Here is a 23,681-nt window from a genome sequence, read left to right as displayed (position 1 = left end):
AATACGGTGGAATTGGGGGCTTCACGATCTGGCGTTGCTTATGCGGTTTAGTCGATGCGAAGCTCGCCGTCGTAAGAGGTGATGATCTTGTAGAGATCCGGCCGACGATCGCGGAAAATCCCCCATTCGATCCGCTGGATCTCCAGCTGGTCGAGGTCAAATTCCGCCACCAGCACGGTCTCCTCCGCACGGTCGGCTTCCGCGACTTTGTTGCCTTGCGGCCCGGCGATGAAGGACGAGCCGTAGAAGGTGATGCTCGACTCTTCGTCGGTTTCCGTGCCGACGCGATTCGAAGCGATCACCGGCATCAGGTTGGAAGCGGCATGCCCCAGCATACACATTTGCCAGTGATCCTTGGAGTCGATCGAGCCGTCCTGCGGTTCGGAGCCGATCGCCGTCGGATAGAACAGCAGCTCGGCGCCCATCAGCGCCATGCAGCGGGCGGCCTCCGGATACCACTGATCCCAACAGACGCCGACGCCAATCTTCGCGTAACGCGTCTTCCACACTTTAAACCCGGTATCCCCCGGATTAAAATAAAACTTCTCCTCATACCCCGGTCCGTCCGGGATATGGCTCTTGCGGTAACGTCCGAGGACCTCGCCGTCGGCGTCGATCACGGCCAGCGAGTTGTAACGGGCGTTGTTCTTTTTCTCATAGAAGCTGATCGGCAGAACCACTTCCAGCTCCTTGGCCACGTTACGGAAATGCTGGATCGCTGCGTTCTCCTCCATCTCCGTCGCATAGACGTAGTAGTCGGACTTTTCTTTTTGGCAGAAATAAGGGGTTTCGAACAGCTCCTGCAGCAATATAATCTGTGCCCCTTGCGCCGCCGCTTGTCGAACCAGTTGATCGGCTTTGGCGATGTTCTCTTCTCTATTGGACGAGCAGCTCATTTGCGTTGCTGCCACTTTGACGTTTCTCATGTCGTTGATCGAACCCCTTTCGCTAAAAGTTTATGGGCGTCTTGCCGCCATTTGCTGCGTCGTGCAATGCACGTTGCCGCCTTCGCGGATGATGGCCATGCCGTCGACGGTACGGATCTTGCGATCCGGGAACGCCTCGCTCAGCACCTTCACGGCCTGGCGGTCGGTTTCCGCCGCAGCCCCGCCAAAGACCGGCAAAATAATGCCGCCGTTGACGAAATAAAAGTTCAAATAACTCAGCGTCAGACGGCTGTCTTCGTAGAACGCCTGCGGCGGTTGCGGGATCGGAAGGATCTCCAGCTTGCGGCCTTGGGCGTCCGTTGCTTCGCTAAGGATCGCGATATTTTCCTGCGTAATGGCATAGTTCTCGTCGCTGGGATCGTCGCATACTTGCAGGATGACCTTGCCCGGCGCGGCGAAGCAAGCCACGTTGTCGATATGTCCGTCCGTTTCGTCCCCGCTCAGACCGCGTTTCAGCCAGATGATTTGGTCGACGTTCGTAAAGCTCTTGACCGCCGCCTCGATCTCTTCCCGGCTCATGTGCGGGTTGCGGTTCTTGTTCAGCAGGCACTCCTCGGTAGTCAGTAGCGTACCTTCTCCGTCCGCATGGATGGAGCCGCCCTCGAGCACCAATGGCGCGTCGAATTGTTTCACTTTGAGGGCTTCAAGGATTTGCGGCGCGACCGCATCGTCCAGATCCCACGGCGAATATTTGCCGCCCCAGGCGTTAAAACCCCAGTTAACCCCGGCCAGCTCCCCTTCTGGATTGACGAGGAACGTCGGGCCGTTGTCGCGCAGCCAAGCGTCGTTATGCTCAATCGGCAGATAAGAGATGCGACCCGTGTTTGGATCCTGCTCAAAGCGGGCCTTCACCTTTTGTAAATCGTCCGGATTCACGACCACCGTGATCGGTTCAAATTCAGCGATCGCCGTAATGAATTCGGCATACCCGTCGCACACTTCGGCGTACCGGTCGGGATAAACCATCGACTCCTGTACCGGCCAGGAGATAAAGGTGCGTTCATGTGCCGCCCATTCGGCTGGCATTTTATAGTTGAAGTCTTTAGGATACATCGTTTCCTCCACGCTCAAAAATATGATTTATTTATCGTTTCAAACTAGATTTCGGGGCAGCCTCCTAGTGATTCTCCATGTCATGGATGCCCTTAGGATGTTCCCACTGCTCTAACGCGGATGAGAAACGCTATTTGAAGGATTTCCTCGTTGTACCGTTTCTAACGACGCTGTGGATCACTATTTCCATTAAACCACCTGATTCCGGCTCAAAAATAAGATTTAAGCACGGTGAGCAGCGTTAAAATGTAAAATCGGCGATTTGAGCCGACTTAAGCGCTGTGGTAAGCGTTAGACCTGCGGATGGCCCCCAAATACTAGCGCGTTCACCCAATTTACCATGATATCATATAACAAATCTCCCTTGCCCACAATGGAAGTCTTGACCGGAAAATCAATGCCTGATTTTCGGCGGCACCGCCTTGCTGCAAACGATATAATGGGGACACAAAGTTGAAGACAAGGAGGACCCTCCCTTAATGATTCTCGCCGAACGGAAGGAAGAGTATTATCAAGCTTTATTGGAGAAAAAAACGGAGTATGAAGGGGTATTTTACGTTGGCGTCAAAACCACCGGCGTCTTCTGCCGACCAACCTGCCCGGCACGAAAACCGAAATTCGAAAACTGCGAATTTTACGAAACAGCCAAAGAAGCGCTGCTCGCCTCGTTCCGGCCGTGCCAACGCTGTCGCCCGTTATCCCACCCGAGCCGCGTGTCCGATTTGGTCCGGCAGTTGGTAGAAGCCGTCGAGGCTCATCCGGAGAAGCGCTGGAAGGACGAAGACTTCCGGCAGCTGTCCGTCGATGCATCCACGGCGCGCCGCCAGTTCAAGAAGCGCTTTGGCATGACCTTCGTGGAATACGCCCGCGCCCGCCGGATGGGTCTGGCGCTCGGTAACATCCGTTCGGGCCGACCGGTCATCGACGCCCAGCTCGCTATGGGGTATGAGTCGAGCAGCGGATTCCGGGATGCCTTCTCCCGGATTATGGGGGCTGCACCAACCCGGTTGGAAGAGAGCCGAGTGCTAAGGGCGGCGTGGCTCGACACCCCGCTCGGGCCGATGATCGCGATCGCCGATGAGGAAGCGTTGTACCTGCTGGAGTTCGTGGACCGCCGCGGTCTGGAGCGCGAAGTCGAGCGGCTCCGCAAGCGGACAAAATCCGCGGTGATCCCGGGATTCACCGGCCCGATCCGCTCGATCGAGCGGGAACTCGCCCTGTACTTCGAAGGGCGGTTGACCGAGTTCGTTACCCCACTGCGCCTGCTGGGCACGCCGTTTCAGCAGCAGGTATGGGCCCGGCTGCGGCAAATCCCCCCAGGGGAGACGCGCTCGTATGCCGAGCTGGCCGCCGAAGTTGGCCGTCCGTCGGCCTTTCGCGCTGTCGCCCAGGCCAATGGGGCCAATCAACTGGCCCTTGTTATCCCTTGCCACCGCGTCATCAACGCGAATGGCGACCTTGGAGGCTACGGCGGCGGATTGTCCCGCAAAAGCTGGCTGCTGAAGCATGAAGGGGGTGCGTTCGCTTAGCGGCTCTGCCCTATGAGAGAAATGTTGTAATTAGTACAACATTTTGTTACTCCCCCATCACCCTGATCGCCAACTCCAGGCCGGCAACCAGCTGCTCCAACGCCATACTCGGGGCGCCGGGATGTCGCTCCGCCTGCTCCGGGAGGTAGGGGATATGGATGAACCCACCCCGGATGGGCTTGCCGCTGACGGCGAGATGATGCATCAACCCGTAAAACAAGTGGTTGCATACGAAGGTACCGGCTGATAGCGATAGCGACGCGGGAATCCCCTCGACCTGCAGCCGGTCGGCCATGCGTCTGACCGGCAGCGTGGTCCAATACGCTGCCGGGCCTTCCGGCACGACAGGAACATCCACCGGCCGGTTCCCCGCATTGTCATCGATGGCGGCATCGCTTAGGTTGACGGCGATCCGCTCAAACGAAATCCCCCTTCGTCCGCCGGCTTGCCCTAACGCGATCACCACCTCCGGCTCCGTTTCCTCGATACCGGCCAGCAGGCGCTCCATCGATTGGCCAAACACCGTCGGTAGTTCCAAGCCTATAACCTCATAGGAACCGATCACACGTCCCTGCAGCCGGTGCACCGCTTCAACTGCCGGATTGATCGATTCACCGCCAAAGGGTTCAAACCCGGTGAGCAGCAATTTTCTCATTTTCCTGTCCCCTCCCACTTGAATATTCTACGTCATATACGTTATACTGCTTTACAAATCATATCTCGGAATCATGCCTATGAAGAGCATCCAACTCGGAGGCGTTTTCGTCAAGGGGAACCCGCGCGCCAAACGCGCAATCATCTCCTCCTAAGCTAACCGGGTCCGCCCGTTACCGCGGAACTAAAGGGGATCAACCCGGCCCGGCCGGTTTGATCAATTTGGGTGGCACCGCGAGCATACAGCGCTCCTCGTCCCAATCGGACGAAGGGCGCTTTTTGTATTCTCATCGAAAAAGGAGCGGATCACCCATGTTAGACGGTAAATGGATTCGGGAGCATCAAGAACAAGTTCAACAGGTGGCGGAGGACAAAGGGATCGAGTTATCGGTCCCGGAGCTATTGCATTGGGACGACCAACGCCGGGCCCTTCTGCAGGAAGTGGAACGGATACGGCAGGAGCGTAACCGGCTTACCCCTCAGATTGAGGTACAGATCCGGGAGCAAGGGCCGGACGCCGCCGCCGCTTTGAAAGAAGAGGTGAAACAGCTGAACCGGCGGCTGAGCGGACTGGAGAAGGAGCTTGAGGAGGCGGGGCGCGAGTATCGGCGACTGATGCTGCTTGTTCCGAGCCCGGTCTCGCCGGATACGCCCAAGGGCCTGTCGGACCTCGACAATGTCGTGGTGAAGCAGATCGGAGAACCGCCCGCGTTTGAATTTACGCCGCGAGATCACGTCGCCCTCGGTGAACAGCATCGGATGATCGACATTCCCCGCGGGGTCAAAACGGCTGGCGCCCGCAACTACTACCTGAGCGGCACAGGGGTTCTGCTGCACCGGGCGGTACAGCAGCTGGCCGTGGATCTGCTTGCGGCGAAAGGATTCACCCTGCTGGAGGTTCCCTTAATGGTACGCTCGGAGGCGCTCGTGAACACCGGATTCTTCCCGCTGGGCGTGGATCAGACGTACCGGATGGCCGAGGACGATCGCTGGCTGGTCGGAACCGCCGAGGTTCCGCTCGTGTCGTATTACGACCATGAGATCGTTGATGTCACCCATCCCATCAAGCTGGCCGCGGCCTCGCTTTGTTTCCGCAGCGAAGTTGGCTCGGCCGGACGGGATGTTCATGGCTTGTATCGCGTGCATCAGTTCTCGAAGGTCGAGCAAGTGGTGCTGTGCGAAAACAACCCGGAGCTGTCGGAACAGCTCTTTCAGGAAATCACCCAAAACGCCGAGGAACTGCTTCAACTGTTAGAGCTGCCATACAGGGTAATGGCGGTGTGCACCGGAGACATGTCGCAAAAAACGTATAAACAATACGACATCGAAACGTGGATGCCGAGCCGTGGGGCCTACGGGGAGACCCATTCGTCGTCGCAACTGCTCGACTTCCAAGCCCGCCGTTCGAATATCCGGTACAAGGACCAAAACGGCAAGCTGCAATACTGCTACACGTTAAACAACACCATGGTCGCTTCGCCGCGCATCCTGATCCCGCTCTTGGAGAATCATCAAGAGGAAGACGGGAGCATCCGGATCCCTCATGCGCTGCGTAAGTATATGAACGGATTGGAACGGTTGACCTCGTTGAATCCAGAGGGGTAGGAAACATTTTCCACACAACAAATCTGCTTGGATTTCGTCCAATAGTATAAATCCATCCAGAAAATAGGTGATTTAGAATGACGAAACCATTCAACAATAAAACACTCGGACTGACCTGGCTGTTGGCAGCCTCCCTCGTATTGTCCGCCCAAGCGGGAACGGCCGGTGCGGAGCCCGTGGGAGATCCGGCCTTGGGAGCCTCGGGGGCGGTGGCTGCGGCCCCGTTGATCCAAACCGCCTCTAAGGGCGGCATCACGATTGAGCTCGACGGGCGGCCGCTGCAAACGGAGACGCTCCCCTTGCTGGTGAACGGCAGCGTCCTGCTCCCTATCCGTGACGTGTTTGAAGCGCTGGGCGCCAAGCTGGCCTGGGACGATACCAGCAAGACCGTCACGGCCACCCGAGGCCAAATGACGCTCGTTTACCGCATTGGCGACCCCACGGCTCAGTTGAACGGCCAGCTCCTCACGCTGCCGGTACCCGGGCAGATCGCGGACGGTTATTCGCTGGTTCCTCTACGGTTCGTAAGCGAAGCGCTCGGCAGCGATGTCGTCTGGGACGGCGATCACCACACGGTGCGAATCACTTCGGCGTTTACATACGAAACCACCATCGCTTGGGGCGTCAATCTGCGCAGTGCGCCGGATGCCGGGAGCGAAACGGTCGGTGAGGAGCTGCTGCCCACCGGCAGCAAGCTACATGTCGTTCGCGAAGCCGGTGCGCTCTGGCTGGAGGTGCGAACCCCGGACGGACGCTCCGGTTATGTATCGGCCAAGCCGAAATACACCGACTATCGGAGCGACACCCTTGCGGACAAGCAGGCGGACGAGCTGATCGCTTACGGCAAAACGTTTGAAGGTACGCCTTACGAATTCGGAGCATCTCCCAACCAAACGAAAACGTTCGACTGCTCCTCTTTTGTGAATCGGGTGTACGAGGAGATTCTTTCGATCGAGCTTCCGCGCGTTTCGTATGATCAAGCCAAGGAAGGTACGGAAGTCAGCCTGGATCAGTTGCGCAAGGGAGACCTGTTGTTCTTCAGCGCGCGGGGTCTGGATATCGGCCACGTCGGCATCTATATTGGCGACAATCAGATTCTGCACACCTATTCCAAAGAGCAAGGAGTCCATATCGAGGCGTTTGATGGCCAGTGGAAAAAGCGGTTCGTGACCGCACGCCGGGTGTTTTGAGGTAGCTGCTTAGATCAATGGTGGAGCGAATCGGGATCATTCAATTTTTTCCTCTTTTTGCCGACATAGGAAGTATAGACATGGCGAAGGAGGTGAATCCGTGCGGTTCTGCCGGCGAGGATAGGAATCGAACCCGGATAACGCGCATGGAGACGCGATGTGGAAATGGCTGAAAGGCTCGAAAACAACCCAAGGCCTTGCCCGCAACGAGGCTGAAGCATCTTCTGACAAGCCCAATGACGCGGGCCTGGAGGAGGAGCGCACTCCGCAGCCCAAAGTGATCGTCATTACCGGCACGAGCGGTTCGGGCCGCAAAAGTATCGCCAAGCAGCTCAGCACCGACCTGGGCCTTCCTTATGTCCTTCCTTATACCACGCGAGCGAAACGCCCAGGGGAGAAGGACGGTGAGCACTACCGTTTTATCTCCGATGCGGATTTTCAAGCGATGCTCGGCAGGCAGGCGTTTACCCAAAGCGTACGCCTGGAGCGCGGCAGCTACGGAATCGCAGAGCATGAACTAAACGAGGCGCTGGAACAACATGGTGCGGCGGTCGTCGTCGTGAATCATGATGGCCTGCAGGCGTTCCGGAAACGGTTTGGGTCGCAGGCGATTCGGATTTTCCTCTATGTGACAAAGGAGGACATTCGGCTGCGCGAGGAACGGGAGGGGGCCCCGCCCGAGGTGATCGAGGAGTATTTAAGGAACTACTCCGAGCAGGTCGTTTACAAGAAAGAGTCCGACTATTTGCTGCAAAATATCGATCCCGCCGCAACGCTGGAGAAGATTAAGGGTTTTTTGCAGGAGAAAAAATAAATGGAAGCGGGTTGTCCCGGTCGTTACTGGCTGGGGCGACCCGTTTTTTTGTGTTTTGAGTGCTTGGAGTGCTTGCGGTTCTTGCTGTACGGATACTGTGCCAGCGCTAACGCTGACCAGGAACGCTAATGTGGCAAATTCGGCGTTCTAGAAATTCTAACGACGCTGAGCAACACTATTTCGGGGAAAACCCCCGATTTCACCCCCGAAGATGGCAAATAAGCTCTGTGATCCGCGTTAGATCCGCAAAACGGCGATTTTAGCGGATATTAGCCGTGTGGCAAGCGTTAGGTGCTAAGCCGTCGTTCCTCGCTCCAGGCGAAAAGAAGATTGACGAGATGAAATTTTATTTATATAGTTATATACAAGACTATATAACCATATAACTAACAACAAAGGGATACGGAGGTGATTTCCCGTTGAGTCCGTCTTTTGACGACAAGAAGCCGATTTTTCTGCAGATCAAAGAGCTCATTGAAGACCAGATCGTGAACGAACAACTGAAGGAGCATGAGCAAATTCCGTCGACGACGCAGCTCGTACAATTTTACAAAATCAATCACCTGACGATCGCCAAAGGGATCAATCTGTTGGTGGACGCCGGTATTTTGTACAAGAAGAGGGGGGTTGGCATGTTTGTGGCCGAAAATGCAAAGGAAATGCTGCTGACGGAACGTAAAGATCGATTTCTCGATGAATATGTCCTTCCCATGATGCGGGAAGCTGCAAAGCTGGGCATTGCCGAAGGGGAAATGAATCTGCTGATCATTAAAGCAAAGGAAGGGATTAAACATGAGCCTTGACGTTACGCTTGAGCAGGTGAGTGTCCATTTTGGCAGCCACCCCGCACTGATCGATATTACTTTAGAGCTGGAGGCCGGGAAAATTTATGGGCTGCTGGGCCGAAACGGCGCGGGCAAAACCACCCTGCTCTCCCTCCTGGCTTCCTATATGGAGCCAACGGCAGGACGGGTGCGGATTGGCGGCCATCCCCCGTTTGAGCATGCCGAGACGATGGCCCAGGTCAGCTTCGTTTATGAGACCAATTACAGTGAAGAAAGCGAAAAAGTGAACGGCATGCTGAAGGTTGCCGAGCGATACCGCCCTTATTTTGACCGGGCGTATGCCGAAGAACTGGTCCGGTTGTTCGGTTTACCGACGGATGTACCGATGAAGAAGCTCTCCAGCGGGATGCAGTCGGCGCTGAATGCCGTGATCGGGCTGGCAAGCCGAACACCGGTGACGATCTTCGATGAGGTGTATCGCGGAATGGATGCGCCAACCCGGGAGATTTTCTATAAGCAGCTGCTAGAGGATCATGCCAACCACCCGCGTACGATCATCCTATCCACCCACCTCGTTTCGGAAATGGATTATTTGTTCGAGGATGTGGTGATTTTGCACAAAGGACGGATGCTGCTGAAGGAGCCCATTGACCAGTTGTTGGAACGGGGTGCATCTATCACCGGAGCAGCTGCCGATGTCGACGAGTTCGTGCGCGGCATGAAGGTGCTAAATGTCCAACAGCTTGGCAGCACGAAGGCAGCGATGGTCTACGGGGAGATTGACGAGGCTCGGCGCAGAGCCGCTGCGAATAAAGGTCTCGACATCGGACCGGTTCCGCTACAGGATTTGTTCATCCATTTAACCGGGGAGGGGGGTTCCCATGAAGTCCAATCCGAGCTTTAAGAACCAGCCGATCAATAACACAAGCCGCGCGCTTCGAGTTGCTGCGGATATGTCCTGGCTCCAGCTGACCTGGGCCGCCTGGTTTATCTGCTTCGTCACCCTGGCGTATGCGCTAATTGAAGTGAATGCGCAAAACTTTATCACGTTCGCTTTTCAACCGTCCAAGGTGTTTATGCTCGTCATCGGAATTATTTCGGTGTCCGGCTTCCTCAGCTTCTACGCCAGATTTGGGGTTACGCGAAAAGCCTATTTCTGCGGGTCCTCACTGGCTGCTGCTATGGTGGCCTTGGTGTTGATGGGGGGTGCAGGCGTCCTCGGCAGCTTGCAGCATTGGCTGATTCCTGCACCTGAGAAGGTATCCTTCCTGGGGGAGAATGCTTCCTGGTTGCTTACTGTAATCGTCTACATCCTGAACGCCCTCGTTTATTATTTGGCGGGTTATGTGATCGGTGCCGGCTTTTACCGGTTCGGCAAGCTGGGGGGCATGCTGTATATCGTTCTGGCCCTGATTCTTCTGTTTGCTTCCGAGGCCATGTGGGATTTGGAGCTCAAGGACCTCCTTAACAACGTCGTCTATATAGGCCATTTGCCGGTTTGGGGTTCGTTGCTGGGTACGTTGTTGCTAGCAGGTCTTGCGCTGGGAATCCTATGGGCCACGATAAAAAGAGTGCGCATCAAAATAAAGTAACCGGGCGTGGTTCTTTGTCCCTTTCGCCGCCGCTGGGGATTCGTATAATGGGTACGAAATCATGATGCCCGAGGTGATCCCTGTCCAATGAAATATAGTGTCATCATCCCCAGCTATAATAAGGCGTTGTCTTTGATGCTGACGTTAACGGCATTTGAAATCCAGACCTATTCGCTTGATCAATTTGAAGTGGTGGTGGTCGACGACGGCTCCACAGATGACACCCTGGAGCGTCTAAGCCGGTACCGCCCCCCTTACCAGCTCGTTCCCGTCACCCTGGAGGAAACGGCCGGGAGGTCGGCGGCTCGGAACCGCGGGGTTGAGGCCGCTTCCGGCGACTTCCTGATTTTTTGTGATCCCGATTACCTGGTCACTCCCGACTTCGTGAAGACGCACGACACCTATCATCAACTGCACCGAAACGCTGTCGTCTCCGGGGTTCCGATCTTGTTCATCAAGGCGTATCCCCACCTGTACCCTGATTTCTCTGGGGAGGAGAAGCTCGCTGCCTCTGAGGTTCTGCAAGCTTCCGGGCTGTGGAACAATGACTATTGGCAAGCACCGGATCTGATCGAGATCGTTACCCGCGAGGATATTCTCCGCCAAACCGGCCAACTGGAAAAGGTCGTCGCCCCTTGGGAGCCGGTTCAGGGGAATTATCGCGAATTCCCGACCACCGATGTGGCGCCTTGGCTCATGGCGGTCACCCGCAACCTCTCTTTGTCCAAACGGCTATTTGAAGAGGTCGGCGGTTTTAATGAGAACTTCCAGAAGCATGGCCTTGAAGATTGGGAACTTGGCTACCGACTGCACCTTCGCGGCTGCACCTTCGTTAGCATTGAGGAAGTGGTCGGTTATCACCAGGAGCACCCGTCCTTTCATCGGAGCGAGGATTCCCAAGGAGAGAACCTGCGGATCATCTACCAGAACCATGGCTACGCCGATCCGGAAATCAGCTTGTTCGCCATCCTACCCCCTTCCGAGGGGATGGAAGCGTATAAAAATACGCTGCGTATCCTCAAATCGTGGCGCAGCAGCAAGAACGCTTCGGAGCGTGCTGCCGCGCGACAAGTTCGGCGTACGTTAGCTCACGGCGCCCGCCTCTTTCATCTGCAGCCGGATGCTCCCGAATACGGAGCTTTGAAGAACGGGCTGAAGCCGGCGCTGATGGCGGCTACCCAGATCTATACCCAGCCGGATGCTCCGCATAAACAGGAGCAAATCAAGGCAATCTTGACGCAAGCCTGCCAGAGTCTATGGCCTGACTCGGTGAAACCAACCTCGTCCCGCCGGCGTCGCAAACGTTCGATCCGCAAAGGGGCGCTGCGCAAGAAAGGGGCACGAACTTGGGTTCGCAGTTCCATTGGTAAAGCGGCCGCTCATGCCCGCAGCAAGGCCAAGCGGCGGAGCGCCCGATCGCTTCACGTCACGCTGCGCGGACGAAGAAGACAACGGCGACGCAGCCGGTTATAGCAGAATGGCAAAAAACCATCTCTTGCAAGTGAGAGATGGTTTTTCGTATGCCTGAACTTTGAATTCGGAAGTTAGCCGACTCCTTCCTCAACGTCCATGTCCAAAGCCAAGCTTTCCCTTAACCCTACTCGCCCTTTCGCGGTCAACTTGACGGCCCGGCTATGCGGATTTCGCTCTACCCATCCCAGCTCCATCAGCCGCTCTAGCAGCGCATGGCCGAGCGCCCCGGCCAGATGATGGCGCCGTTCACTCCAATCCAGGCATTTGGGGGAAAAAGAGCGGCGTTTGCGCTTGGCTCCGTCGATGTCGACCCCGAACCGACCCAGAAACGCTTCCCCTTCCGTGGTAACATCAAACCCTCCGTCACCTTCGGCGAGGATTCCTCGGCCAACCAAGCATTGCGTCAGCCGGACGCCTAAACTCCCCGCCAAATGGTCATAGCAGGTTCGGGCATACCGCAGTGCCTGATCCTCCGTGGCCTGCCGCAACGACTTAATCGGTGTCGGCGGCGCGATGGACAACAGGGATTCCATCACCCGGGCGACCTCCGGGCCTGCGATTCCGTAGTAGCGGTGGCGACCTTGTTTCTCGACGGCAATGAGGCCGGCTTCCGTCAGCTTGGTCAGATGAAAGCTGGCTGTTTGCGGCTGGATTCCGGCCGCTTGCGCCAACTCCCCGGCGGCATGGTACCTTCCGTCCAGCATGGCCGTTAACATCGCCGACCGACTAGGGTCGCTGACAAGCGAGGCGATGACCGCCGCTGACGTATGCATCGGTGTTTCCATAACGATTCACTCCCCCTTTTTGAGGATGTCATCCATATTTCGATCCCCATGGTATTGTTGCCATTATACAATGAGCGGGAAACACATAAAACCGGGGAGGTCATTTCGATGCAAACTTCGAAAGCGGCGAGTCCGTCAGCCGACGACACACTGCTGATTCAGCCAAAAATTTTGTATTACGGTACGCCCGTCGTTCTGCTCACGACTCTTAATGAAGACGGAAGCACGAATATTAGCCCGATCTCTTCTTCTTGGGCGCTCGGCAACCATATTGTTCTTGGCATCGGGCTAGGCGGAAAAGCCGCCGAAAACCTGCAGCGCTACCGAGAGTGCGTGATCAATCTACCCGATCCCTCCTTGTGGGAGCAAGTCGAGCGGCTAGCCCCCACAACCGGAAAAAACCCCGTGCCAACTGAAAAAGCAGCACAGGGTTTTACGTATCAAAGCGATAAATTTGCGGCCAGCGGGTTGGCATCGATCCCTTCCCAGCAAGTGCGGCCCGCACGCATCCGCGAGTGCCCGCTGCAAATCGAAGCGGTCGTGGAGGACTTCCGAGCGCCAGCCTATGCCCCCTTCTTCGCGATCGTCGAAACCCGGGCCGTGGCCGTCCACGCCCACCGTGACCTCATCATCGGCGAACATCATATCGACCCTCGCCTGTGGAGCCCGCTCATTTATAACTTCCGCCACTACTTCGGCCTCGGCGAACCGTTAGGGAAGACGTTCCGGGCGGAGGTGTGAGGGGGGCTGCAAGTAAGAGCCACACCATTCGCGCTAGGATCAGGCCCGGGGCGGTGCAAATCATGCACCGTTTTGGCAGTATATCTAACGCCGCTACGCCATGTCCTTTATTCCGTTTTCTCTCCGGCAGCTTCCCAACGGGCGATTTCTTCCCGTACTCGAGGTGCCACCTCGGTGCCGAGGAGTTCAATCGACCGCATGACATCCTCATGCAGCATCGTCCCGAGCGGGCAATGCAGCATGAAGCGGGTGATACCGACATTCTTGCGAAGGTAAATGATCTTGTTCGCCACCGTCTCCGGGTCACCAACGTACAGCGCACCTTCCAGGCTGCGGGCGGCATCGTAGCTGGCCCGGCCGTAGTGGCCCCAGCCGCGTTCCCGTCCGATCACGTTCATGGCCGCCTGTGTCGAGGGGAAGAACTTCTCCACCGCCACGTCATTGCGGTCGCCAACGAAGCCATGCGAATGGGAGGCGACCGTCAGCTTCGAGACGTCATGCCCAGCCTGTGCAGCGGCTTGCTTGTAGACCTTGACAAGTGGGGCAAATTGAGTCGGGCGACCGCCGATAATCGCTAGGACTAGCGGTAAACCAAGCACCCCTGCACGGATGACAGATTCCGTGTTGCCGCCGCTGCCGATCCATACCGGCAATGGATTCTGCACAGGACGCGGATAGACGCCCAGATTATGGATTGCTGGACGGTGATTGCCTTGCCAGGTTACTTTTTCCGAATCACGCAGTTTTAGCAGCAGATCCAGCTTCTCCTCGAACAGCTCCTCATAATCATTCAAATCGTACCCGAACAGCGGGAAGGACTCGATAAAAGAACCCCGACCGGCCATAATCTCCGCGCGCCCATTCGATAGGCCATCCAGCGTCGCGAAGTCCTGGAACACCCGAACCGGATCATCGGAAGACAGCACGGTAACGGCGCTGGTTAGCCGGATGCGCGACGTCTGCGGCGCAGCTGCGGCCAACACCAACGTCGGCGAAGAAGCGGCATAATCTTTGCGGTGATGCTCCCCTACGCCAAACACATCGAGCCCGACCTTGTCGGCTAGGACGATCTCCTCTACTACCTCACGCAGCCGCTGCGCATGACTGATCAATTCGCCAGTAACGACATCCGGTGTCGTTTCCACGAACGTGCTGATTCCGATTTCCATGATTTGTTCCTCCGCTTCATCTAGTTAACTATATTTTTGTATTTTACTATACTTTTGTTATATGAGCAAAAGAAAAGCTCGTCGCGGCGACGCCGTCGTTCATAAACTGTACGCTTCGGGCTCCTCATATGCGTGGAGAGGTGCGTGGTGGGCGTCCTGGGCCTAAGCATAATAGGGCATGATGCGGCGGCAGTAGTTTGCGGCGGCCGGGTGCGCCAGCCGGAGGCAGTGCCCGCAGCCTGAAATGTTGCATAAAGTGCAACATTTCGGGCTGCTTGGCAGGCCGGGGGAGTGAAATGTTGCATAAAGTGCAACATTTATCAGCGGTACGGCCCGGGGCGGGCTTAAATGTTGCAGCTTTTGCAACATTTGCCCCGCAGGGGCAAGAAAAAAGGGAGAAATGTTGTAGGAAATACAACATTTCTCCCTTTTGGGCGGCGAAGCGGGCGCAGCGGGGCTGGCCTGGCCGGACCCAGCGGCAGGGCGGCCGCCCCGGGGGCGATGCCGAAGATCGCGTCGATCCCTTCGGCGTACAGCGCGTCCGCGCCGTCTCAGCGTAGTGCGCAAGCGCGGCGTCGAGCTGCTCCGCCATCGAGGCGGTGGCGCCCTTCTGCGGCCCGAACACGCGGGACGCGCCGCGCTCGCCGCAGAGCGGGTTGTCGACGTCGCAAGCCACGATCAGGCGCGTCTGCTGCAGCCGCGGATCGAGCGCGGATACGTCAATCCGCGCCAACTCCCCGAGGCGGCCCCCGCCGCGCGGCAGCGACCGGCCCGACGTGTCCAGGAACCGCGCGCCTAGCGCCTCGGCCATCCCGGCACCGCCGTCGTTCGTGGCGCTGCCGCCAAGCCCCACGATGATCCGGCGTACGCCCTGATCGAGGCAAGCGCGGATCAGCTCGCCGGTGCCGTACGTTGTGGTATGCAGCGGGTCGCGCCGATCAGGCGGCACCTGCTGGAGACCGCTGGCCGAAGCCAATTCGATGGCCGCCGTCTCCCCGTCGCCCAGCAGCCCGTACTGCGCCGTAACCGGCTCACCGAGCGGCCCCACCACCTCCAGCGAGAACAGCCGCCCGCCTGTGGCGTCAACCAAGGCTTGAACGGTTCCTTCTCCGCCGTCAGCCATCGGAACATGAACATAACGCGCGTCCGGAAACGCCTTGCGCAGCCCTTCTTCCATCGCCAGACATACTTCCTTGGCCGTCATGCTCTCCTTAAAAGAATCCGGCGCCAACACGAACGTGGGTTGCCGTGCCATGCTTATCGGGGCCTCCCGCCTATTCCCTCATCAGCTTCGTTGCCGCTTCCATCGCTCCGACAACTCGATCGCTCCAAGCGTCGAATTCAGGATCCGCTACCTGAAGCTCAGGATGCGCCAGAATATGCTCCACCGTCCGTCGGATGCCTTGATCCACACGAACCGTCGCCGTAAAGCCAGGTACCAGCCGCTTCAGCTTGGCATTGTCGAAAACGACCGTATTCGCCTTGTCGCCCAGCAGCCCACCGCGGAAATCGTAAGGCCCGTTGTCCGCAAGAAAGTCAGAAGCGACATGCACCGTACGCAGCTTCACGCCCAGGGCATCCGCAATGATTTCATGAATTTGGTTCCAAGTTACGCTTTCGTCCGACGTGATATGGACCGATTCGCCGATGGCATGAAGGTTGCCCATCAACCCGATAAAGCCTTTGGCAAAATCGCTGTTATGCGTTAACGTCCACAACGACGAACCGTCGCCATGAATCAAGACCGGTTTGTTCTCCAGCATGCGCTGGGCCACTTGCCAAGAACCCTTGTTGCCGTGAACGCCCAGCGGGATCGAACGCTCATCATAGGTATGGCTCGGCCGCACGATGGTGATCGGGAATCCCTGCTCGCGATACTGCTGCATCAAATATTCCTCGCAAGCGATTTTGTTGCGGGAGTAGGCCCAATAAGGATTGGACAGCGGTGTCCCTTCGGTGATTCTGTAATCCGACAAAGGGGTTTGATACGCCGAAGCCGAGCTGATAAACATAAACTGCTTGGTTTTCCCAGCGAATAATCGAACATCCCGCTCCAACTGCGCCGGTTCAAAGGCGATGAAGTCCGCCACCACATCGAAAGTATGACCCTCGAGCTTTGCAGCCACCTCAGCTTCCTGATGGATATCGGCCTCAATGACATGTACGCCGGACGGCAACTCTTTACTGCGGTTCCCCCGATTCAACAGGTACAACTCCCAGGAGCTGTCCTCCGCCAACTGTCTCGTAATCGCGGAACTGATCGTCCCGGTGCCTCCGATAAATAGCGCTTTCAAAACAATCCCCTCCCAAATCAAATTCGCCCAATCCCCTCCATGGTAACACCTACCACCGCATTTTCCAAATCGCATGCCCTGCAGCTGCCGCCCCGCCAGAAGGATGCGTAATCGCATTGACATCGTTCTTCCGATAATGGTATCTTCAACCCTACCCGGTCAAGAAAGCCGGGGTTGCTTTGTTGCTTTAGCCTTGTGACGAAATGTCCGATAATAGGGGTAAACTGTTTTCTAACTATATAGAAAAGAAAGTGATGTCTATTGAAGCCCATTTTCGCGCGTCTACAAAATAACGTCTTCCTGGAAAAGCATCTGTCCGGCGAGTCCATGGACTACCGGCAGATCTTCGCTCTGTTTCTACCGATTCTGATCGATCAGGCATTTATCATCGGCCTCAACTTAGTCAATACCGCCATGATCAGCTCGTCCGGCGTCGCCGCCGTCAGCGCGGTCAACATCGTCGACTCGCTGAATATCTTCTTGATCAGCGTGTTTGTCGCCGTCGCGACCGGGGGTACGGTGGTGGTCGCTCAATACAAAGGCAGCCGCAACGACCGTAATGTCTCCCGCGCTTCAGCGGCAACGGTCACTTCGGTGTCCCTGCTTGCCGTCGGGATCGCCCTGCTCCTGATCGGATTTCATAATCCGATTCTGAAGCTTCTGTTCGGCGCCGCGTCCGCGGATGTATTCGACAACGCCCGCGTCTATTTGATCGGCAGCAGTATCTCCTACACGGGATTAGCTGTGGTCCAGGCCGTCTGCTCCGCCCTGCGGGGCATCGGCAAAACTCGGGCTTCTTTAACCCTGTCGCTGATCATGAACCTGCTCTACGTGCTGCTGAACATCCTGCTGATTACCCTTCTGGATATGGGCGTCTTCGGCATGACGCTAGCGATCAATATCGCCCGGTTTGCAGGCGCGATCTGCGCGCTGTATTATCTGTTCAAAATGGAAGCCTCCTTGCATCTGCAACTACGCGACCTATTCCACTTCCCGCTCGAAATGCTGCGCAAAATCATGTTCATCGGGATTCCGTTCGCAGCCGAGCAACTGTTCTTTAATGGCGGTAAACTGCTAACTCAGGTATTTATCGTTAGTCTAGGCACCTACGCCATTGCGACAAATGCCATCGGCGGTTCACTTGCTGGGGTGTTCCAAATTCCCGCCAGCGCCCTGTCGCTTACGATCGTAACCGTGGTTGGCCAATGCATTGGCAGCGGAAGCGTAGGCGACGCGCGGAAGTTCATCAAGTCCTTCCTCTGGCTCGGCTCGGGGTCGCTGGCTATCATCAGCTTGATTCTACTGCCATTGTTCCGACCGCTCGTAAGCATCTTCGCTCCGCCAACCGAAATTGTCGGCGACATCTTCCTTGTGCTCCTGGTGAGCTCCATCGCCCAGATCCCTCTCTGGCCGATCAGCTTCATCTTGCCATCCGCACTGCGGGCAGCGGGCGACTCACGTTTCACTTCAATCACCTCGATGTTGACGATGTGGCTGTTCCGAGTCATTCTCGGTTACATTCTCGGCATCGTGCTTGGCCTTGGCATCTTGGGTGTCTGGCTGGCGATGTGCAGCGAATGGGGCGTGCGCGGGGCCCTCTTCCTCTGGCGGTTCCGCGGGAAGAAATGGTACGCGCATAAGTTAATTTAAGCGAATCCAATTGCAGCAAAAAGCCGCCCCTCTCAAGGGCGGCTTTTGTCATTCTAGCCAGGGTGAGCTACTCTGTGCGCAAATAACGCTTGTCCTTCAGGAACAGCCACCAAAACAGCATGAAGACCGGCAGCAAAATGACCGTTCCAATGCCGTAACCCCATAATAAGGAGATAAACATCGAGTGATTGGTTATCCCTTCGGTCACCGTCAAATACGGGTACACGATATACGGCATATGCGCTTTCCCATAGGCAAAGCTTGCCACTGCAAATTGAAGCACCACGAATACAAAGGCCATACGGGGCCAGCCAAGCCTGCCGTTTCGTCTAACCCATAGGGAACCGTACCCTGCAAGAAATGCGGCACTCGACAGCATAAACCACAGTCCCTGCTCCTTCATCCGGTGGACCATCCACATCGCCTCCTCATTCACGGAGAAAGTCGCGACGACAGCCAGTAGCATGGCGAGCGGCCCGGTGATCACCGCTATCAGGCGGTATTGACGATAACTGCTCTCATCCCCCGCCTCGTTGGAGAAATCGGAGAGGAACAGCGCAGACAGAAACAACTCCGTGGCGATACCGAAGCCCAAATAGGCATACAATGCCGGACTAGTCAGCAAATCGCCGTACTTTAGCTGCGGATACCCGCTCTCCTGACGAATAAAACCGCCTAACGTAATCGGCAGCACGCTCACGAGCAGCCCCGGTATTAATAAGCCGGTGATGCCGGACACGATGCGCAGGCTCCGGACCTCCCGTTGTACGGAGTAGGCGTAAACCATAAACGCGCTGCGGAACAGAAGCAGAATCATGACGAGGCTGACCGGGACGAGCAACAATGTTCCAAGGACATAGGCGGCACGCGGGAAGAAACCAACCAACGCCACAACCAGCAGCACCAGAAAAACATTTGTCACTTCCCACGATGGAGACAGAAAGCGGTTTGCGATCCCGGCGGCCTGGGGATTTCTCCGACTGTAAACCATAGACCAAAATCCCGCGCCGAAGTCGACCGAGCCGATGATTGAATAGATGAACAGAAACCCCCATAAGATGGAGATGGCGATGGTAGCGTCGCTCATAACATGATAGCCTCCTTATCCATAACGGACCTCCAGCATGTCCGGCGTCACCGGATGTCGGTTGAAGTAATACCGCAACACCAATCCCGTCACGATCAGCAAGAATACGTACAATCCGATAAACAGGACGAACAGGGTTCCGAGGTTCTGCGATTTCGTCGCCGCCTCCACCGTAGTCTGGATATGGTAGATCGTCCATGGCTGCCGACCCGTGCAGCTAAAAATCCACCCCGTCTCAATGCCGATCAGCGACAACGGCCCGGCGAGAAGCAGCGCCTGAAGCAGCCAACGTGGATAATCGCGTTTTCCGACGAGCCGGTAGAGGATCGTTCCGGCCGCGGCCGCCAACAGCAGCATGCCGATGCCGACCATCAGATTAAACAGCGTATGGATGAACAACGGCGGCCATTCCTCCTCGGGGAAATCGTTTAGCCCCCGCACCACCGTATCGAAGCGATTGCCCGCCAGAACGCTGAGGGCCCACGGGATTTCGATCGCCCCGCGAATCGTGCGATTCTCTTTGTCCGTAACACCGCCAATCGCCAAGGGTGCGTAGGCCTGCGTCTCGAACAAGCCTTCTGCGGCTGCCAGCTTCTCCGGTTGGTAATGATGCAGCATCTGTGCCGTGCTGTGGCCACTTAGCGCGGTAATCAGAGACATGGCTCCGCCAATGATCAGCGACAGCATGAGGCCTTTCCGGTGATACTGCCGTTCCCGCTCCGAACGTTTACGATTCAGTATTTTAGCTGCGGCCACCGTAACGACGGCGAACGCTCCCGTCATATAGGCCGATATCAGCACATGCGAAGCCGTGGTGGGCAGACTGGGGTTAAGCGCAGCCTTCCATGGGTTCACGTCGAAAATCTGACCGTTCTCGATTCGAAACCCCTGCGGGGTGTTCATCCAGGCGTGGGCATCGGTGATCAGCACGGCCGATGCGCTTGCCCCCAGCGCCACGAAGGCGACGCTGACGATGCGCAGCGCCCCGGGGAGCCGATCCGCCGCGTAAACGTAGATCGACATGAATAAGGCCTCCAAGAAGAAGGCCCATATTTCAACCTGAAAAGGCAATGCAATCACCTGACCGACGATCTCCATAAACCCCGGCCACAAGAGCGATAGCATCACGCCGACGAGGGTACCGGACGGAATCCCGACACCTAGCAGAATGGCCTGGCATTTGGTCCATCGCTTTGCCATCACAGCGTAGTCTTTGTCTTTTTTAACCTGATAAGCAATTTCCGCGATCACAATCATAAAGGGTAGCCCCACGCCCATGGTCGCAAAAATAATGTGAAAGGCCATCGACGATCCGAATAAGGATCGGGCCAGCATGACATTGTCCATCCTAAACTCCTCCTCTGAAGCTTCAACGAGTTTAGTATGGGTCATGTTATCCCGATTATTCCATATAAGGTTATCGCTTCCTGGGCGAGCGGAACTTGCTCAATCTTTGTCGGCTATTACGAAGCGTATTCGGGGGCGACTATCCGGCGTCGAATCTTGCATTCAGCCGGGCCCTCCGCCGCTCACGTAGCCTTCAAGTGCCAAGTAATAATCTCGCTCAGCAAAGGTTACTCCGCGCTAACGGACCTCAGAGACGCTATTTGTTGGGTATAGACACTTGCTCGAATCTAACGGACCCAGGTGACCTTATTTCGTACTAAAGTAGCTGTATTGACGTCAAATCGACTATTTAAGGCCCTTGGAGTCCGCTAGAGCGGGAAATAACCAAAAAATGAACGAATAAGTTCATTTCGGTCCGTTACACGTGACTACAACTAGTTCTCTCCAGAGATTCGCAGAATCTCTACCATTTGCGCCCCAAGCTCCTCCACGATCGACCACAACACATTTAGTTACTTGCTTTCCTGCCACTTCGAGCCCCTTAGGACATGCCTGCACCAGCTAACCTTATTTCGCCTCAGGTACAACAACAGCAACTTCAACCTACTTAACCTCTAACGCTTGCCACACGGCTTATATCAGCCAAAATCGCCGGTTTCCAATTCTAACGCGGATCACAGAGCTTATTTGCTGTTTTCGGGGCTCAAATCGGGGGTTTTCTCCGAAATAGCGTTGCTCAGAAGCGTTAGAGTTTCTAGAACGCCGAATTTGCCCCAATAGCGTTCCTGATCAGCGTTAGCGCCGGCGTGGTCTGTTTAGATCCAGTTACCTGATCACTAATTTGGCTTACCCGCCACTTCGAGCTCCCGCTTAAGGTTGATTAAAGGTTATCCTGATATAATGGCTACATTAGAGAAGCCACCGATTTGTGAATAACCTGTAGAGGGAGGCACCCCAGATGAGAATATTAATTGCTGAAGATGAGGTTCATTTGGCCGAAGCCCTATCTCAGATCTTAAAAAAACATCACTATTCTGTGGATGTGGTTCACAACGGCGAGGCGGGGTTGGATAACGCACAGAGCGGCATCTATGATTTGTTGCTGCTGGACGTGATGATGCCGAAAATGGACGGATTCACTGTGCTGAAGACGCTCCGCGCCGAGGGCATCTCCACCCCCGTAATCCTGCTGACCGCTAAAGGGGAGATTGAGGATAAGGTATCCGGACTCGATTATGGGGCCGACGATTACATCGCCAAACCGTTTTCGACGGAAGAGCTGATGGCCCGCATCCGGGCCGCGCTCCGGCGGAAAGGCGAGGTCATCCCGGAGGATGCCCTGAAATTCGGCGACATCGAACTCAATACGACGAACCTAAAGCTCTCCTCCCAAGGGAAGGAAATCAAGCTGAACCTGAAGGAATGCGAGCTGCTGGAGCTGTTAATCAACCGCAAGCAGGCCGTAACCTCCAAGGAACAGATCATCGAAAAGCTATGGGGATTTGATTCCGAGGTGGAGCATAACAACGTCGAAGTGTATATTTCTTTTTTGCGTAAAAAATTTACGTTCCTCCATTCCGCCGTCCGGATCGGCACGATCCGGGGCGTCGGGTACGTTCTAGAGGTGACCCCCTAATGTTCACGAAACTCAGGAACCGGTTTCTGATCGTCAACCTGCTGACGATTTCCATTATGATGCTGGTGGCATTCGCAGCCATTTATATCATCACTTATCGCAACGTACAGACCGATATCGACATGGATTTGCGCCAAGTCATGGAATCTTATGAAAAATCACCCGGCCATAACGAGATGCGGATGGGTGCAGGTCTCAATGATCGAGGCATGGGGGGCGGCATGAGCGGGGACATGGATGGTAGTTCACCTCGCGGCAGCGGGCCGCTGAATCGATCCGGAGAAGCCCCGATGGACCGCTCCGTGTCGTTTATGCTGCTGGCCGACCCGGATTTTGGGCTCGTCTCCTATATGTCCAAGTTCGAGATGAATGAGGCGTTCTACCAACAGGCGCTGAAGGAAGCGGCGGCCGAGCAACGCCAAACCGGGCAATTCAGCTTGGACGGCAGCCGCTGGATCTTTAACATACGGCCCGTCGGCAACGGGTATATGCTGGTCTTCCTGGACGTGACGGCCCGGAAGGAGATCCTGACCAATCTGATCTATACCTTCTCCGCCGTGGGGGTGGGGATGCTGATCGCCTTGTATTTTGCCAGCCGATATTTTGCCAATCGGGCGATCGCGCCGGTCAAGGAAGCCTTTGATAAACAAAAGCAATTTATCGCCGACGCTTCGCACGAATTGAAGACACCGCTGGCCATCATCAACACCAACGCGGACGTGCTGCTGACCAATCCGGAGGAGACGATCTCCCGGCAGGCCAAGTGGCTGCACTATATCAAGTCGGAAACCGAGCGAATGTCCAAGTTAACCCGCGACTTGCTGTATTTGACCGAAATGGACGATGCCAAAACGACCGTCCTGTTCTCCCGATTTGATCTGAGCGAGGCAGTGGAAAGCGTGCTGCTGACGATGGAGGCGGTTATTTTCGAGAAAGAATTGGTCCTGAACTACGACATCGAACCTGAACTCACCGCCTACGGTAACCCGGAACAAATCAAACAGGTCGTCATGATCCTGCTGGATAACGCGGTGAAGTATGCCAATCCTAACGGGGAAATCACCCTTTTGCTCAAGAAGACGCATAACGAGGTGATCCTGGCAGTCACCAACACCGGGGAAGGGATTCCACCCGAGCATCTGCCGCGGATCTTCGACCGCTTCTACCGGACGGACGCCTCGCGGGCACGCAAACAAGGCGGCTACGGCCTGGGGCTGGCGATCGCGAAGTCGATTGTTGAGCAGCATAAAGGCCGGATTTATGCCAAAAGCACCTTAGGCCAGTCCACCACGTTCTACGTGCACCTCTTCCAATAAAAGAAGGCGTCCCC

The 23,681-nt window shown here is 56.1% G+C and carries 21 protein-coding genes; 12 read left to right on the top strand and 9 right to left on the bottom strand.

The genetic code is table 11. From position 1 onward, the window contains the following. Positions 1–47: 47 nt before the first annotated feature. Positions 48–926 (bottom strand): N-carbamoylputrescine amidase, encoded by an 879-nt coding sequence (gene aguB / locus IM700_RS10875; protein ID WP_155604744.1) that lies wholly within the window; start codon positions 924–926, stop codon positions 48–50. 30 nt (positions 927–956) lie between these two features. Beyond that, positions 957–2,000, bottom strand: coding sequence for an agmatine deiminase family protein (locus tag IM700_RS10870; protein WP_155604743.1), 1,044 nt, complete (start codon positions 1,998–2,000; stop codon positions 957–959). Positions 2,001–2,479: 479 nt separating this feature from the next. Here IM700_RS10870 and IM700_RS10865 point away from each other — a divergent pair, with 479 nt between their 5' ends. Beyond that, positions 2,480–3,529 carry a bifunctional transcriptional activator/DNA repair enzyme AdaA gene (locus IM700_RS10865; protein WP_155604742.1) on the top strand — a complete coding sequence of 350 codons (1,050 nt, stop codon included), beginning with the start codon at positions 2,480–2,482 and terminating at the stop codon, positions 3,527–3,529. A 46-nt stretch (positions 3,530–3,575) separates the two neighbouring features. On the opposite strand, the gene pcp is transcribed toward IM700_RS10865, so the two are convergent. After that, a complete protein-coding gene (gene pcp, locus IM700_RS10860; protein ID WP_155604741.1) occupies positions 3,576–4,184 on the bottom strand; it encodes a pyroglutamyl-peptidase I in 609 nt (202 codons plus the stop codon). A gap of 311 nt (positions 4,185–4,495) precedes the next feature. On the opposite strand from pcp, the gene serS reads away from it, so the two are divergent. From serS to IM700_RS10825, 7 genes are all read left to right on the top strand, one after another. After that, the gene (gene serS, locus IM700_RS10855) at positions 4,496–5,788 is read left to right on the top strand and encodes a serine--tRNA ligase (RefSeq protein WP_193416946.1); all 1,293 of its coding nucleotides are present in this window, start codon (positions 4,496–4,498) and stop codon (positions 5,786–5,788) included. A 77-nt stretch (positions 5,789–5,865) separates the two neighbouring features. After that, positions 5,866–6,978 (top strand): C40 family peptidase, encoded by a 1,113-nt coding sequence (locus tag IM700_RS10850; RefSeq protein WP_193416945.1) that lies wholly within the window; start codon positions 5,866–5,868, stop codon positions 6,976–6,978. A 157-nt stretch (positions 6,979–7,135) separates the two neighbouring features. Continuing rightward, positions 7,136–7,792, top strand: coding sequence for a guanylate kinase (locus tag IM700_RS10845; RefSeq protein WP_193416944.1), 657 nt, complete (start codon positions 7,136–7,138; stop codon positions 7,790–7,792). Between the two features lie 419 nt (positions 7,793–8,211). Further along, positions 8,212–8,595: a GntR family transcriptional regulator gene (locus IM700_RS10840; protein ID WP_193416943.1), complete on the top strand. Its 384-nt coding sequence runs from the start codon at positions 8,212–8,214 to the stop codon at positions 8,593–8,595. Continuing rightward, positions 8,585–9,481 carry an ATP-binding cassette domain-containing protein gene (locus IM700_RS10835; RefSeq protein WP_193416942.1) on the top strand — a complete coding sequence of 299 codons (897 nt, stop codon included), beginning with the start codon at positions 8,585–8,587 and terminating at the stop codon, positions 9,479–9,481. The genes IM700_RS10840 and IM700_RS10835 overlap by 11 nt, the downstream gene beginning before the upstream one ends. After that, on the top strand, positions 9,459–10,169 hold the full coding sequence (locus tag IM700_RS10830; RefSeq protein ID WP_193416941.1) for a hypothetical protein: 711 nt from the start codon (positions 9,459–9,461) through the stop codon (positions 10,167–10,169). Before IM700_RS10835 ends, IM700_RS10830 begins: the two co-directional genes overlap by 23 nt. 87 nt (positions 10,170–10,256) lie before the next feature. Continuing rightward, a complete protein-coding gene (locus tag IM700_RS10825) occupies positions 10,257–11,642 on the top strand; it encodes a glycosyltransferase family 2 protein (RefSeq protein ID WP_193416940.1) in 1,386 nt (461 codons plus the stop codon). Positions 11,643–11,713: 71 nt separating this feature from the next. On the opposite strand, the gene IM700_RS10820 is transcribed toward IM700_RS10825, so the two are convergent. Then, positions 11,714–12,427, bottom strand: coding sequence for an ArsR/SmtB family transcription factor (locus IM700_RS10820; protein ID WP_239483797.1), 714 nt, complete (start codon positions 12,425–12,427; stop codon positions 11,714–11,716). Between the two features lie 108 nt (positions 12,428–12,535). Between IM700_RS10820 and IM700_RS10815 the strand changes: the two genes are divergently transcribed. After that, on the top strand, positions 12,536–13,168 hold the full coding sequence (locus IM700_RS10815) for a flavin reductase family protein (RefSeq protein WP_193416939.1): 633 nt from the start codon (positions 12,536–12,538) through the stop codon (positions 13,166–13,168). Between the two features lie 107 nt (positions 13,169–13,275). Here the strand turns inward: IM700_RS10815 and IM700_RS10810 are convergent, their stop codons facing one another. The 3 genes from IM700_RS10810 to IM700_RS10800 form a co-directional block, all read right to left on the bottom strand. Continuing rightward, on the bottom strand, positions 13,276–14,337 hold the full coding sequence (locus tag IM700_RS10810) for an LLM class flavin-dependent oxidoreductase (RefSeq protein ID WP_193416938.1): 1,062 nt from the start codon (positions 14,335–14,337) through the stop codon (positions 13,276–13,278). A 124-nt stretch (positions 14,338–14,461) separates the two neighbouring features. Continuing rightward, positions 14,462–15,592, bottom strand: coding sequence for a glycerate kinase (locus IM700_RS10805; RefSeq protein WP_193416937.1), 1,131 nt, complete (start codon positions 15,590–15,592; stop codon positions 14,462–14,464). Between the two features lie 19 nt (positions 15,593–15,611). Further along, complete coding sequence (locus IM700_RS10800; RefSeq protein WP_193416936.1) at positions 15,612–16,631, bottom strand: SDR family oxidoreductase; 1,020 nt, start codon at positions 16,629–16,631, stop codon at positions 15,612–15,614. Positions 16,632–16,958: 327 nt separating this feature from the next. Here IM700_RS10800 and IM700_RS10795 point away from each other — a divergent pair, with 327 nt between their 5' ends. Further along, positions 16,959–18,281, top strand: a complete 1,323-nt coding sequence (locus tag IM700_RS10795; protein ID WP_239483812.1) for an MATE family efflux transporter — start codon at positions 16,959–16,961, stop codon at positions 18,279–18,281. A 67-nt stretch (positions 18,282–18,348) separates the two neighbouring features. Here IM700_RS10795 and IM700_RS10790 read toward each other — a convergent pair whose 3' ends face one another. Continuing rightward, positions 18,349–19,368, bottom strand: a complete 1,020-nt coding sequence (locus tag IM700_RS10790; protein WP_193416934.1) for a cytochrome d ubiquinol oxidase subunit II — start codon at positions 19,366–19,368, stop codon at positions 18,349–18,351. A 15-nt stretch (positions 19,369–19,383) separates the two neighbouring features. After that, positions 19,384–20,715: a cytochrome ubiquinol oxidase subunit I gene (locus tag IM700_RS10785; protein WP_193416933.1), complete on the bottom strand. Its 1,332-nt coding sequence runs from the start codon at positions 20,713–20,715 to the stop codon at positions 19,384–19,386. 958 nt (positions 20,716–21,673) lie between these two features. Here IM700_RS10785 and IM700_RS10780 point away from each other — a divergent pair. Both IM700_RS10780 and IM700_RS10775 read left to right on the top strand, forming a co-directional pair. Then, the gene (locus IM700_RS10780; RefSeq protein ID WP_193416932.1) at positions 21,674–22,351 is read left to right on the top strand and encodes a response regulator transcription factor; all 678 of its coding nucleotides are present in this window, start codon (positions 21,674–21,676) and stop codon (positions 22,349–22,351) included. Continuing rightward, positions 22,351–23,667, top strand: a complete 1,317-nt coding sequence (locus tag IM700_RS10775) for a sensor histidine kinase (protein ID WP_193416931.1) — start codon at positions 22,351–22,353, stop codon at positions 23,665–23,667. Before IM700_RS10780 ends, IM700_RS10775 begins: the two co-directional genes overlap by 1 nt. Positions 23,668–23,681: the final 14 nt, after the last annotated feature.

Origin of the sequence: Paenibacillus rhizolycopersici, assembly GCF_014947195.2 — a bacterium.
Classification (GTDB): Bacteria; Bacillota; Bacilli; order Paenibacillales; family Paenibacillaceae; genus Fontibacillus; species Fontibacillus rhizolycopersici.
Note: the sequence above shows the minus strand (reverse complement) of the source record. Positions and strands in the feature narration are given on the sequence as shown.